Below are 12950 nucleotides of genomic sequence, written 5' to 3'. Positions count from 1 at the left end.
CATGCGAAGTCGATCACAACCTCAGATCGCGCTATCCTGTGTTAACGCGTTTGGTGTTGATCTGTCGGACCTTGGCGCATGGACAGGAAATCGGCATGTTTGGCGGCGGCGTCAAGCTGCCATGAGGAAGCCGCACGCGATCCGACACGCCGCGACCTTTGGCTGCAGGAAGCATCGAAATGGACGGCGCTGGCGGGCGAGCCGGCTGGCAACGCGGTCATCGTCTGCGAACAGGGCGCCTCTGCGACCAAGGAAGCCCGCGGCTGAGTGCAGCTATTGCAGCGTCGGGTCGAGCCGGTCACGCAGCCAGTCGCCGATCACGGACACCGCAAGCGTGGTCACGACGATGATGATCGCCGGCGCCAGCATGATCCACGGCGCGCGCGTGAGATATTCGCGGCCATAGCCGACCATGTTGCCGAGGCTCGTCATCGGCGGCTGCACGCCGAGCCCGAGGAACGAGAGGCCGGACTCCAGCAGGATGACTTCCGGAAACACCAGCGTCATCGACACGATCAAGGTCGAGGCGATGTTCGGCAGGATGTGCTTGAGATACACGCGCTGCGGCGTCGCGCCGAGCTGGCGCACGGCGGCGGCGTAGCCTTGCGCATTGGCGGAGATCGCGAGCCCGCGCGCGATGCGCGCATAGCGCTCCCAGCCGAACAGGCCCATCAGCCCGATCAGGAGCGGCAGCGAGTTGCCGAAGAAGGCGAGCACGGCGAGCGCGAGGATGAGGAACGGCATGCTGGCCTGGAAGTCCGCCAGCATCAGCACTGCCTGCTCGACGAGGCCGCGGAAATGCGCGGCGAGAAAGCCCAGCGTGGTGCCGGCGACGGCGGAGATCGCGGTGGCGCCGAACGCGATCAGGAGCGAGATCCGGATCGAGACGATCAGGCGCGACAGCACGTCACGGCCGAGTTCGTCGGTGCCGAGCCAATGCGCGGCGTTGCCGGGCAGCGCCAGGCGATTGCGCAGGTCGAACTTGGTGAAGCCATAAGGTGCGAACTGGTCGGCGAAGACGGCCAGCAGCAGCATTGCCGCGATCCAGCACGCGGCGATCGTGACGGAGACGGGAACGTCGGGCCAGCTCAGCCGCCGCGCGGCAGGTGCCTTCATCGCAACGTCGGTCATGCCTCCGCTCCCTTGCTGCGCAGCCGCGGATCGAGCAGGCCGTAGAGAAAATCGACGATCAGGTTGGACGTCACCATCGTCATCGCCACCAGCAGCAGGATGCATTGCACGACGGCGAGGTCACGATTGGCGACGGCGACGACGAGCAGGCGGCCGACGCCGGGCCAGGAGAATACGCTTTCCACCACGACCGCGCCCGCGATCAGGCTGCCGACCATGAAGCCGAGGATGGTAACGGTCGGAATCGCGGCGTTCGGCAGCGCATGGTCGGTGATGACCCGGCGCCAGGGCACGCCCTTGGCTGATGCGGTCCGTATATAGGGCTGGCCGAGGATCTCGAGCATCGCGCTACGCGTGAACCGCGCCAGCACCGCAGCGCCGCCGAAGCCGAGCGTCACGATCGGCAGGATGGCATGATGCCAGGAGTCCTGCCCGCCCGACGGCAGCCAGCCGAGCTGGACGGCGAAGATCAGCACCAGAATCAGCGCCAGCACGAAGCTCGGCACCGTGAAGCCGGCCACCGCCGTGATCATCACGGCGCGGTCGATGGCTGAGCCGCGGTGAAGCGCTGCATAGATGCCGGCGGGAATGCCGAGCAACACTTTCACCAGGAACGCCGGGATGGTCAGCGCCAGGGTCGCCGGGATGCGCTCGATGACGAGCTGGATCGCCGGCCGGCCGTCGCGCATCGAGCGTCCGAGCTCGCCCTGGCCGATTGCCTTGAAGTAATCGAGATATTGCATCCAGATCGGATGATCGAGGCCCCACGCCTTGCGGAATGCGGCGATCACCTCGGGCGGCGCCTCGGGCCCCATGATCATCAGCGCGGGATCGCCCGACAGCCTGAGCACGATGAAGGCGAAGGTGACGACGAGTGCGATCGTCAGCAGCGCGCGCGACAGACGGATCGCGAAATAGCGCAGCATTACGCGGCATCCTGGGTCTGTGACTGCGGCCCCGTCACGAGATGGCAGGCCACCTGGCGCTGCTGATCCAGCGCGGTGAGCGCGGGCACCTCATTGGCGCAGCGGGCGGTCGCGCGGCTGCAGCGCGGATGGAAGGCGCAGCCGGAGGGGCGCGCGGCCGGATTCGGCGGGTCGCCGGTCAGCACGATGCGTCCGGAGCTGCGGCGGCCCGGCGCCGGCGACGCCGACACCAGCGCCTGCGTGTAAGGATGCTGCGGCCGCGCGAACAGATCGTCGGCGTTGCCATGCTCGACGATGCGGCCGAGATACATCACCGCGACCTTGGTGCTGATCTGCCTGACGACGCGCAGGTCGTGGCTGATGAACAGCATGGTCAACCCGAGCCGGGCCTGCAGATCGACGAGCAGGTTGACCACCTGCGCCTGGATCGAGACGTCGAGCGCGCTGACCGGCTCGTCGCAGACGAGAAAGTCCGGCCTGGTCGCCAGCGCGCGGGCGAGCACGATGCGCTGACGCTGGCCGCCCGACAGCGCGCCGGGATAGCGCCGGCCATGGCTGTCGTTGAGATCGACGGCGTGCAGCAGCTCGCGCACGCGCGCCTCGCGCTCTGGCTGGGTCCCGATGTCGTGGATGTCGAGCGGCTCGCGGATCTGCTCGGCGACGGCAGGCCGGCGGTCGAGTGCGCCGAGCGGATCCTGGAAGATCATCTGCATGCGCGCGCGCTGGGCGCGCCACGCCGCCGAGCCAGGGGCCGCGATCGGCGCGCCGCCGAAGCGCACGCTGCCCTGGTCGGGCGGCTCGAGCCCGAGCACCATGCGCCCCGTGGTGGATTTGCCGGAGCCGGATTCGCCGACGATGCCGAGCGTCTCGCCCTTCGCAATCGCAAAGCTCAAGCCGTCAACGGCGTGGACCGATGCAGGACGCCCGAACAGGCCGGACCTCATCCGGTAGGTGCGCGAGATCCCGTGGACCTCGACCAGCGGCGCGGTCATTCGGCGGCGAGCTCCACCGGCAGACGCTGCGGCCGCAGGCAGGCCACCGCGCGGTCCGGCTCGATCGGCGCCAGTGGCGGCACGCCGGCATGGCAGCCGTCGCCGGCAAAGGTGCAGCGTGGCGCGAAGGCGCAACCGCTCGGCAGGGCGCGGGGATCAGGGACCGTGCCGGGAATGGCCTGCAGCCGCCGCCTGATGCCATCGAGCGGCGGCAGCGCACCGATCAGGCCCTGCGCGTAGGGGTGCCAGGGATCATCGAACAGCCTCGTCGCCGGGGCGCGCTCGACGATGCGGCCCGCATACATCACGCAGACGCGGTCGCAATTCTCGGCGACGACGCCGAGGTCGTGGCTGATCAGGACCATCGCCATGTTGAACTCGCGCCGGATGGCCGACAACAGATCGAGGATCTGCGCCTGGATCGTGGCGTCGAGCGCGGTGGTCGGCTCGTCGGCGATCAGGAGGTCGGGCTGGCCGGCGAGCGCCATCGCGATCATGATGCGCTGGACCTGGCCGCCGGAGAACTCGTGCGGATAAGCCGACAGCCGCCGCGCCGCATCGGGAATGCCGACGAGATTGAGCAGCCTGAGCGCCTCGGCCCGCGCGGCCTCGCCGCGCAGCCCGCGATGCAGCGCGAGGCTTTCGCACAACTGGCGGCGGATCGTGAGCACCGGATTGAGCGCGCTGGCGGGATCCTGGAAGATCATCGCGATGCGGCGGCCGCGCACCTGGTCGAGCACCTTGCCATCAGCACCCAGCAGCTCGCGGCCTTCGAGCTTGGCTGATCCGGACACTTTCGCCTTGACCGGCAACAGGCCGAGCGCCGCGAGCCACGTCACCGACTTGCCGGATCCGGACTCGCCGACGAGGCCGACGGCCTCGCCCTTGCGGATGTCGAGATCGATGCCATGCAGCACGGGCGTGCCGTCGAAGGCGACCCTGAGGCCGGAGATGCTGACCAGCGGCGCCACGGCATCACGCTCCGTAGTTGCCGGTGCGGAAGTCCATCGCGAAGGCCGGCGAGGCCTTCCACTTGATCGACTTCGGCTTGGCGGTGAAGGTCGCGTTCTGGTGCAGCACCGTGTAGGCCGGGTCCTCGCGCTCGGCGATCTCCAGCATGCGGCGGAACGCCTTCTTGCGAGCGTCGCGATCTGTCGAGGTCTCCAAGAACTCCGACAGCCGGTTCAGCTCGTCGTTGCTCCATTCGCCGACCTGCTGCTGCTGGCCGTTGGGGCCATGCTGGGCGACCAGCGACGAAACCGGATCGTTGAACGCGGCCGAGTTGGACCAGTCGCGCACGGCGCGGGTCGGGCCGCGCTCCAGGATCTGCGACCAGTTCTCCTTGGTCTCGATCTGCACATTGAGGCCGACCGCCTGCCACATCTCGACCAGCACCTGCGCGGTCGCGACCTGGTTGGTGTAGTAGTTGTTCAGCAGGCGATAGGGGATCGGGTCGCCCTTGTAGCCGGCCTGCTTCAGCAGGTCCTGCGCCAGCTTGGGATCGAATGCTGGCACGCTCCAATCGGCGACGAACATGTCGCCGTAGAACTCCCACTGCAGGCCCTTCGGCACGCGGGTGCGGCCGGCCCACAGGCTGTCGACGATGGCCTGGCGGTCGATCGCATGGGTGAAGGCGCGCCGCACCAGGGGATTGGCGAGCTGCGGATGATTCTTGTCGAACACGGTCAGGCGGTGGTTGAGGATGGTGCCGCCCTGGACCTCGAACGCCGCATTCTTCTCGATGCCGGCGATCTGGTCCGGCGGGATGTCGCAGGCGAACTGATACTCGCCGGAGAGAAGCCCATTGATGCGGCTCGCGACCTCCGGCACTTCGAGGAAGCGGATGCGCTTCAGCGGCGGACGGCCGCCCCAATATTCATCGTGCGCCTCGAGCGTCAGCGACACGTCGGGCTTGAACTCGACGATCTTGTAGGGACCCGTCGTGATCGGCTTGCGCGCCCAGTCGAGGTAGCTCGCGGCTTCCTCCCAGCCGCGCCGGCTCATGATGTCCGAGCCGTAGCGCATCAGGCGGCCTTCGATGGTCACGTCAGGCGTCGCGTTGACGAAGCGCACGGTGTATTTGTCGATGGCATCGACGCGGACGAGATCCGGCCAGATGCGGCGGGCCACGCCGATGACGTCCGGCGGCAGCTCCTTGCCGGGGCGCGGCGCCGGGATCTTCTCGAATGCCTTGATGGTGCTGCGGCTCTTGGCCTCGCTGTCGCCGAACATGCGCTCGCGGCTGAACGAGAACACGACGTCCTCGGCCGTCATCTCGTCGCCATTGTGGAACTTGACGCCCTGGCGCAGCTTCAATTCGACGGTCTGGTCGTCGATGCGCTTCCACTCGGTGGCGAGGCCGGGAACGGCTTCGAGATTGCCGCGGAAGTTCTTGGAGATCAGGCCTTCCCACAGCGACGAGTAGAACACGCGCTCGCCGACATTGGACTGCTCGCGCAGCACGTCGAGCACGTTCGAGTTGGTCACCTTCTGCACGGCGATGGTGACCGAGGGACGGGTGTCGGCTTGCGCGATCGAGACGCGCGGCAGGATGAAGCTGCCGCCGATCGCGGCGCCGGCGCCGAGCAGGCCGCGGCGGGTGAGCTTGGTCATGGCAATATCTCTGTGGTCTGAGGTTGTCCGAGAAATGAGGATGCGTTGGCTTATTGAGCGAGCTCGAGCGAGGCGAGATACGCTGCGCCGGCCTTGACGTGATCATGGTTGCGCAGTTCGAGGATCAGGCGCGGGTTGGAATTGAGTCGGGCGAGCGCGCGGAACACGGCGACCCAGCGGATATTGCCTTCGCCCGGCGCCCAGTGGCGGTCGGCGTAGCCGTCGGTGTCCTGCAGATGGACATGGGTCAGCATGTCGCCGGCAGAATCGACGTAGTAGTCGACGGGCGGCGCGCCGGTCGAATGGTGCGCGTAGTTGGCATGGCCGGTGTCGAGCGAGACCCGCACCTTGCTGCTGCCCAGCGCCTTCGCCAGTCCAACGCGATCCTGCGGGTTCTTGTCCTCGATGTTCTCGATCACGATCTCGCAGTTGGCCTGCTCGGCAGAGGCGATGACGTCGGTCAAGGTCGCCCTGACACGCTCGATCAGCGCCTCGCGATTGTCCGGCAGCATGTCGATGTTGTTGGCATCCCAAGTCGTGTACGGCGAGTGGATCACCATCTGGGTGGCGCCGAGAAATTCGGCGACCTCGAGCCCCTGCAGCAGGCGTTTGGTCACGGCGCGGCGGATCATCGGGTCGTGACTGTCGATCTTGAAGCCCCAGAACGGGCCGTGGATGCCCAGCCGACCCGAGTGACCTGACAGCATCGACTTGATCTCCTTGGCGGTGCTGCGCCAGTCGCTGTCGAGAAGGTCCGCGCGGAAGAAGTCCTGGATCTCGAGATCGCGTTGACGTTGGAGCAGCCAGTCGCGATGAGCCGGAATGGACTTGACGGAGAGGGCGGCGCCGAGCACCGGCAGCGTGGTGGTCATGTCGAGGAAACCCTTTCGAGGAAGCCCTTGGCCTGCGTGAGACCCGGCAAGCGCTAGCGGAGTTCGATGACGCTCCCATGAAGGGCTGTGGAGGACGTCCGCGACATGTTGTGCCTTCGTGGGCACGAGGCCGGTCGGCCTCGCAATCCCTGGGGTGGTCGCACGTTGTTCGCTGCTACTTGACGTAGCCGCGGGAATTGCAACAATGCGGCGAAAACGGGGAATTGGGATGACGGTACGGCGTGCGGTCCTTGGACTGATGGCTTCACTCCTGGCGCTGGCGACAGCTGCGTTGAATGAGCCTGCGCATGCGAAGGGGCCTTACGGCTCCATCTCCGTCGCGGGCTGGTCGGGCGGCGCCTACACCGACGACAACACCGGAAAATTCTCGAGCTGCATCGCTTCCGCCAGCTACAAGAGCGGCATCAATTTCGGTGTTCTCGCGCTGCCGACCTTCAACTGGGCTCTCGCCTTCATCCATCCCGGCTGGTCGCTGTCGCAGGGACAGAAGTTTCCCATCGTGCTCAGCTTCGACGGACGCAACTCCTACAATGTCGAGGGCTCGGTGTGGTCGGCCAACATGGTCGTCGTGCCGATGCCGAACGACTCCAGCCTGATCAAGGCGTTCAGGGCGGCACGGACGATGTCGGCCTTCGCGCAAGGCAATCTGTTCCAGTTCGATCTGAACGGCACGTCGGTGCTGCTGCCGTCGCTGGCGAATTGCGTGCGCATGATCAATGCCGGCGGAATGGCGGCCGCGACGAATTTCACCGTGCAGCACGGCGCTCCCTCGGCGCAGCGTCAGGGAGCGCCGCCCGCCGCCACCGCGACGGCGAGCACGCAGCCGGCGCGGGCGTCGGAGGACTCTCCCGAGCTGCAATTGGAAGCGATGCAGATCGCCTCCAACTTCATTCTCAAAGCCGCGCTGTCGCATCCGGCCATTCTGGGCGGGGGCGAACGGCCAGTGTGGTTGACATCGGGCGGGGTCGCCTGGAAGGCCGACAACGCCACCGGGTTCGTTCGGATCGTGCCGCCGCAGCGGAATGTCGACGGCCTCGAAGTCGCCGCCACGATCATCGGCAACGATGCCCGCGACTGCAAGGGCAAGTTCATCTCGGCGCGCAACAGCGAACTGGTCGACAGCGCCGTCGTGTTCCGCGGCATGTCCTCCTGCGAGGACAGCGAGAAGTCGGACATCGCCGAATACTTCATCTTCCCGCGCAAGGCCGGCGGCTTCGTCCTGTTCTCGGTGGTCACGCCGACCAAGCCGGTCGGTGGCGGCGGTGGCCAGCAGCTGCAGACCCGCGAGGAAGCCAACGCCAACTTCCGCAAGGCGGCCTATACGTCGATAGGGAAATAGGGCTGCCTTCCCTTCGCTACGCCGTCCGCGGGTCGATTTGCCGGCTCACCCTCGCGACCGCTTCGGCCGCCTGACGGCGCGGACCTTGCCGCTGCCGCCGCCGCCGCAATACAGCGTCTCGCCGCCGTCGGATTCCATGCCGGAGACGCCGGTGCCAGCAGGCATGTCGAGCTGGTCGAGCACCTCGCCGGTCGCGGGATCGATGCGCCTGATGTCGCTGACGTCGTCTTCCCAGGTGCCATGCCAAAGCTCGCCATCGACCCAGGTGACGCCGGTGACGAAACGCGTGCACGGGATGCTGCGCAGGATTTGCCCGGTCGCGGGATCGATCTGGTGGATCTTGCGATCGCGATAGGCGCCGACCCAGAGCGATCCCTCGGCCCAGGCGAGCCCCGAGTCCCCGCCGCCCGAGGGCGCAGGGATCGTTGCGAGCACGCGCCCGGTGTCGGGATCGACCTTGTGGATCCGATCCTCGGCGATCTGATAGAGATGCCGGCCGTCAAAGGCCGTGCCGGCGTGGGAGGTCACGTCCAGCGACTTCCGCACGGTCCCGTCGGCGGGATCGAACGCCTTGATGCTGCCGCCGGTCGCGATCCACACCTGCCTGCCGTCATAGCTGACGCCATTGACGCGCTCGGCGCCCTCGAAGGGGCCGTACTCGCGAATGATCTCTGCTGCTGCGCGTGTCATGTCTGCCGTTCTCTCGTTGCGACGGTCCGACGCTAGTCCAGGGGGGACAAGGCCGGGAGTAACAAGGCGGTCGCGAATGCCGGAACGACCGGGCAGGTCCAGCGTTGCGCGCGGCCGCGGCCGAAGGATTGAACCTTGCCGGCCAAGGCAAGCGCGTCGAGCGCGCGTTGCACGGTGCGCTGGCTCTCGCCCAGGGCCATGGCCAGACCCGAGCTCGACCATGCCTCCCCGTCGGCGAGGCAGGCAAGCACGGATGCGTTCTCGTCCTCCACCGGCGGTGCCAGCACCACGGCATCCCGATCCTGCAGCGGTCTCAGCGCAAAACCGTCCTTGGTCGCACCGACGTCGGCCAGGCCGCGAAGCAGTTGGCGCAGGCGTCCGATCTCGACGCGCAAGCGCGCGCGATGCGACTCGTCGGCTTCCTTGCCGCGGAAGGCGTGCGCGATCAGGTCCGCGCGCGACACATCGGCGGGGGCACGCTCTGCCAGCCGCCGCGCCAGCGCGAACAGCACTGGACGCCGCGTCAGCGGCACGACGCGCGCGCCGCGGCGCACGGCCAGCCGGCAGGCATCGACGATCATCACGTCCGATCGGAACAGCGCCTCGACGTCGTCGAGCTTCAGCAGCCGCTCCTCGCTGCGCTGGATCATGCGCGCCGCCGGCGCGGACAGGCTCAACGAGACCCGTTCGAGCTCTGCGTGCAGCTCCGGAATGCGCGTCTGCCGGGCGGTGTGTGCTGCGCGTTCCAACGCCGATCGCGCAGCCTTGGTCTGAAGGCGGCGGAGCGCAAGTCCCGCCACGATCAGTTCGTAGATCGTGCGCGCCGCCGGGAGCAGCGGCGATGGATCGAGCTCCGCCAGTCCGCGCTCGGCATCGTCGAGGTGCCCGATCAGCACCATGCGCCGGATCTCCAGGCTGCGGGCGTAGGCGGCATTGGTCCGGTCGCCGTGCTGGTCGAGGATCTCGCGCGCGGCGGCAAGTTCCTTGGTCGGCCAACTGAGATCCCGCGCGGCGAGCGCGATCTCGGCCTCCGCGACGGCGCAGCGGGCGCGAGCCAGCGTCGCCTTCGGCCCGAACGCGCGCGCGGCCTGCCGCAGCAGCGCCTTGGCGCGGACGACGTCGCCCAGCCGCGCCATGGCAATGCCGCGCAGCGCCAGCGCCGGAGGATCGTCGCGCAACGCGACTCGATTCAGCGCCCCTAGCGGATCACCCGCGGCGAGCGCCTGCGCCGCCGCCGCTATCAGCGAGTCCATGCCAATCCCGCCACACTTGTCACTCCAGGCCTCTCCCGCGCCGATCCTAGTGTCAGTTGCGGTCAACACGCAAAGGATGACGAAGATGACCATGCATATCACGGGAACTCGCGAAGACTGGATGAAGGCACGGCTCGACCTTCTGCAAGCAGAGAAGGAGCTCACCCGCCGCGCCGACGAGCTGGCGCTGCAGCGGCAGGCGCTGCCATGGGTGCGCGTCGACAAGGACTATCGCTTCGACACGGAGGACGGACCGGCGGCGTTGCCGGACTTGTTCAAGGGACGCTCGCAGCTGCTGGTCTATCACTTCATGTTCGGTCCCGACTTCCAGGCCGGCTGCCCGTCCTGCTCGATGATCGCCGACGGCTTCAACGGCTTTTCGGTGCATCTCGCCAATCATGATGTGATGCTGTGGGCGGTGTCGCGCGCGCCGCTGGCCAAGCTGAAGGCCTACAAGGCGCGGATGGGCTGGACCTTCCCCTGGGCGTCGTCGGCGAGCAGCGACTTCAACTTCGACTTCAACGTCGCGATCACCGAGGAGCAGCAGCGCCAGGGCGGCACCGACTACAACTACCGCACCAGTCCTCCGCTCGGGGCTGGCGACGTGCCGGCGATGGTGGCGGAGATCGCCGCCGGCACCGGCACGGATGGCGCGACCTTCATGCGCGATCGGCCGGGCATGAGCGCCTTCATCCTTGAGGATGGTGCCGTCTATCACACCTATTCGGCCTATGCGCGCGGCCTCGACGGGCTATGGGGCGCCTATCAATGGCTCGATCGCGCACCCAAGGGGCGCAACGAGCAGGGCGTCTGGTGGCGTCGCCACGACGAATACGGCCAGCGCTGACCACGGAGCAGAGCCATGGCGTTCCTCCCGACCAGGATGCGCGCGATGCCCGACATCGCCAATGGTCTCCGCTTCGCTGCGGCGCCGACCTTCGCGCTGATGGCCGTGCTGAACGCCATGGCGCGTGACGGCCGGTCGGACGTGATCTGCTCCGCCATGCCGGCGGGCGCGCCGCTCGGCGACATGACGGTGATGTATCTGCTGATGAGCGCATTCCACCTCGTGCCATGGTTGAAGCGCATCGGCCGCTACGTTGCTATTCGAGCGAGCGGACGATGTGCTGCTTCAGCCGTTGCGCCGGCAGCGACAGACCCTTGACCTCGAGCAGCGCGATCTCGGTGTCCTTGAGATCCGGCAGGTCATGGCCGTCGAGCACGTGCAGGCCTGCCGGCACCATGTCCTTCGGCAGCACCGCGAGCCCGAGCCCGGCCTTGACCGCGGCATGCGCGCCGGACAGGGCGGCGCAAGTGTAGGAGATGCGCCACGGCTTCCTCGCTCTGTCGAGCGCCGTGGTGGCGCGCTTGCGGTAGACGCAGGGCGGCGGCGACACCACCAGCGGCACTTTCGCGCCATGATGCAGGAAGTCGCGGCTGCCTGACACCCACACCAGCGGCTCGCGCCAGACGCGCAGGCCCTTGGCGCGCACCGACGGCTCCTGCTTGACCAGCACCAGATCGAAATCGCCGGCGCGGAAGCGGTCGACCAGGTTGAGCGTCAGGTCGCAGGTGACTTCGAGCGCGACAGACGGATAGGCCTGCGCGAATCGCGCGAGCACCTCGGGCAGATGGCGGGTCGCGAAATCCTCCGGCGTCCCCAGCCGCACCACGCCGGTCATCATCGGCTCGCCGAACCGCGCCACCGCCTCGTCGTTCAGGTCGAGCAGCTTCTGCGCGTAGTCCAGGAACAGCTTGCCCTCGGTGGTCAGTGCCACCGCGCGCGGCGAGCGCTCCAGCAGCTTGGCGTTGACCGCGCTTTCGAGCCGCCCGATCTGCAGCGAGATCGTCGATTGCTGGCGTCCGAGCCGCTCGGCGGCCTGGGTGAAGCTGCCGAGCCGCGCGATGGTCGCGAAGGTGCGCACGAGATCGATGTCGAGATTGGTCAGCGTCTTCGGCATGGGGCGGTCATGATTGAGAAACACAATGGTAAAGCTTTCAATTATCAATTTTACAAATCATCGCCCTTTGCTGCAAGTGCGGCCGGCGCCCATTGGGGGGCGCCCTTGGAGGGCGGAGGCCGGCACCGGAGGCCGTCCGCCCGATGCGGAGTAGGGCTTCATGGGGCTGACCGAGCTTGCGTTTCAGAATCTGCTGTCGCCGATGGTGTTGTTCTTCGTGGTCGGCCTGGCCGCCGCGCTGGCGAAGTCCGATCTCACCGTGCCTGAGGCGGTGGCGAAGCTGCTGTCGCTCTATCTCCTGATGTCGATCGGCTTCCGCGGCGGCGTCGAGGTCGCGCATCACGGCATGAGCTGGGATCTGATCGCCGCGATCTGCGCCGGCGTCCTGCTGTCCTATTTCACGCCGATCCTGGCCTATCTGCTGCTGACGCGAATGAGCCGGCTGTCGCCGGTCGACGCCGCGGCCGTGGCCGGACACTACGGCTCGATCTCGGCGGTGACATTTGCCGCCGTCACCGGCGCGCTCAATCTCGTGTCGTTGCCGTTCGCGGGCTACATGGTCGCGGTCGCGGCTGCGATGGAGACGCCCGCGATCGTCTCGGCGCTGCAGCTCGCGCGTCCGCATCGCAAGACTGAAACGGGGGACGGGCATTCGATGTGGCGCGAGGTGATGCTGAACGGCTCGGTGGTCACTCTGCTCGGTGCCTTCGTGGTGGGTATGATCACCGGCACCAAGGGGCTCGCGACGGTGAAGCCGTTCCTGGTCGATCTCTTCCCAGGCGTCCTCTGCGTGTTCCTGCTCGACATGGGCTTGATCGCAGGCCGCGGCCTGCAGCACGGACGCAAATATCTCAGCGTGCCGCTGTGCAGCTTCGCCGTGCTGATGCCGCTGATCGGCGCAGCGCTGGGCGCTCTGCTCGCAAGTGCCATCGGGCTATCGGCCGGCTCTGCCGCCGTGCTGATGACGCTCGCGGCGTCGGCGTCCTACATCGCCGTGCCCGCCGCGCTGCGGCTGGCGCTGCCGGAGGCCAATGCAGCGATCCCGCTGACGCTCTCGCTCGGGATCACCTTTCCGTTCAACCTGCTGGTCGGCATTCCGCTCTATATCGGCGCTGCGACGATGCTCGCCGGCGCCGTGAAATGAGGGAGGAG

14 protein-coding genes are annotated in these 12950 nt (G+C 67.4%); 5 read left to right on the top strand and 9 right to left on the bottom strand.

Going from position 1 to position 12950, the window contains the following annotated elements:
• Positions 1–78 precede the first annotated feature (78 nt).
• Positions 79–267: a hypothetical protein gene (locus QW868_RS16230; protein ID WP_316230937.1), complete on the top strand. Its 189-nt coding sequence runs from the start codon at positions 79–81 to the stop codon at positions 265–267.
• 6 nt (positions 268–273) lie between these two features.
• On the opposite strand, the gene QW868_RS16225 is transcribed toward QW868_RS16230, so the two are convergent.
• The 6 genes from QW868_RS16225 to QW868_RS16200 are packed head-to-tail and all read right to left on the bottom strand — an operon-like array spanning position 274 to position 6534.
• Complete coding sequence (locus QW868_RS16225; RefSeq protein WP_410051301.1) at positions 274–1116, bottom strand: ABC transporter permease; 843 nt, start codon at positions 1114–1116, stop codon at positions 274–276.
• An 11-nt stretch (positions 1117–1127) separates the two neighbouring features.
• Complete coding sequence (locus tag QW868_RS16220; RefSeq protein WP_316230935.1) at positions 1128–2057, bottom strand: ABC transporter permease; 930 nt, start codon at positions 2055–2057, stop codon at positions 1128–1130.
• A complete protein-coding gene (locus QW868_RS16215) occupies positions 2057–3049 on the bottom strand; it encodes an oligopeptide/dipeptide ABC transporter ATP-binding protein (RefSeq protein ID WP_316230934.1) in 993 nt (330 codons plus the stop codon). The genes QW868_RS16220 and QW868_RS16215 overlap by 1 nt, the downstream gene beginning before the upstream one ends.
• Entirely contained in the window at positions 3046–4020 is a 975-nt protein-coding gene (locus QW868_RS16210; protein WP_315778103.1) for an ABC transporter ATP-binding protein, read from the bottom strand. Before QW868_RS16210 ends, QW868_RS16215 begins: the two co-directional genes overlap by 4 nt.
• 4 nt (positions 4021–4024) lie before the next feature.
• Positions 4025–5662 carry an ABC transporter substrate-binding protein gene (locus QW868_RS16205; protein ID WP_316230933.1) on the bottom strand — a complete coding sequence of 546 codons (1638 nt, stop codon included), beginning with the start codon at positions 5660–5662 and terminating at the stop codon, positions 4025–4027.
• A 50-nt stretch (positions 5663–5712) separates the two neighbouring features.
• The gene (locus QW868_RS16200; protein WP_316230932.1) at positions 5713–6534 is read right to left on the bottom strand and encodes a sugar phosphate isomerase/epimerase family protein; all 822 of its coding nucleotides are present in this window, start codon (positions 6532–6534) and stop codon (positions 5713–5715) included.
• Between the two features lie 229 nt (positions 6535–6763).
• Here QW868_RS16200 and QW868_RS16195 point away from each other — a divergent pair, with 229 nt between their 5' ends.
• Complete coding sequence (locus QW868_RS16195) at positions 6764–7894, top strand: hypothetical protein (protein ID WP_316163112.1); 1131 nt, start codon at positions 6764–6766, stop codon at positions 7892–7894.
• A 45-nt stretch (positions 7895–7939) separates the two neighbouring features.
• On the opposite strand, the gene QW868_RS16190 is transcribed toward QW868_RS16195, so the two are convergent.
• Together QW868_RS16190 and QW868_RS16185 are read right to left on the bottom strand one after the other, a co-directional pair.
• Complete coding sequence (locus QW868_RS16190; protein WP_316230931.1) at positions 7940–8584, bottom strand: PQQ-binding-like beta-propeller repeat protein; 645 nt, start codon at positions 8582–8584, stop codon at positions 7940–7942.
• Positions 8585–8616: 32 nt separating this feature from the next.
• Entirely contained in the window at positions 8617–9837 is a 1221-nt protein-coding gene (locus tag QW868_RS16185; protein WP_316231005.1) for a helix-turn-helix domain-containing protein, read from the bottom strand.
• 85 nt (positions 9838–9922) lie between these two features.
• Between QW868_RS16185 and QW868_RS16180 the strand changes: the two genes are divergently transcribed.
• On the top strand, positions 9923–10684 hold the full coding sequence (locus QW868_RS16180) for a DUF899 domain-containing protein (protein WP_316230930.1): 762 nt from the start codon (positions 9923–9925) through the stop codon (positions 10682–10684).
• Between the two features lie 15 nt (positions 10685–10699).
• Positions 10700–11002, top strand: coding sequence for a hypothetical protein (locus QW868_RS16175; RefSeq protein ID WP_315778109.1), 303 nt, complete (start codon positions 10700–10702; stop codon positions 11000–11002).
• Here the strand turns inward: QW868_RS16175 and QW868_RS16170 are convergent.
• Complete coding sequence (locus QW868_RS16170; protein ID WP_315733767.1) at positions 10941–11798, bottom strand: LysR substrate-binding domain-containing protein; 858 nt, start codon at positions 11796–11798, stop codon at positions 10941–10943. The two genes, QW868_RS16175 and QW868_RS16170, sit on opposite strands and share 62 nt — an antisense overlap.
• A 160-nt stretch (positions 11799–11958) precedes the next feature.
• Between QW868_RS16170 and QW868_RS16165 the strand changes: the two genes are divergently transcribed.
• On the top strand, positions 11959–12942 hold the full coding sequence (locus QW868_RS16165) for a sodium-dependent bicarbonate transport family permease (RefSeq protein WP_316230929.1): 984 nt from the start codon (positions 11959–11961) through the stop codon (positions 12940–12942).
• Positions 12943–12950 lie beyond the last annotated feature (8 nt).

The sequence above is a fragment of the Bradyrhizobium sp. SZCCHNR1051 genome (genome assembly GCF_032489615.1).
Taxonomy (GTDB): Bacteria; Pseudomonadota; Alphaproteobacteria; order Rhizobiales; family Xanthobacteraceae; genus Bradyrhizobium.
The sequence above is the reverse complement of the archived record's forward strand: the minus strand, read 5'-3'. Positions and strand labels throughout refer to the sequence as shown.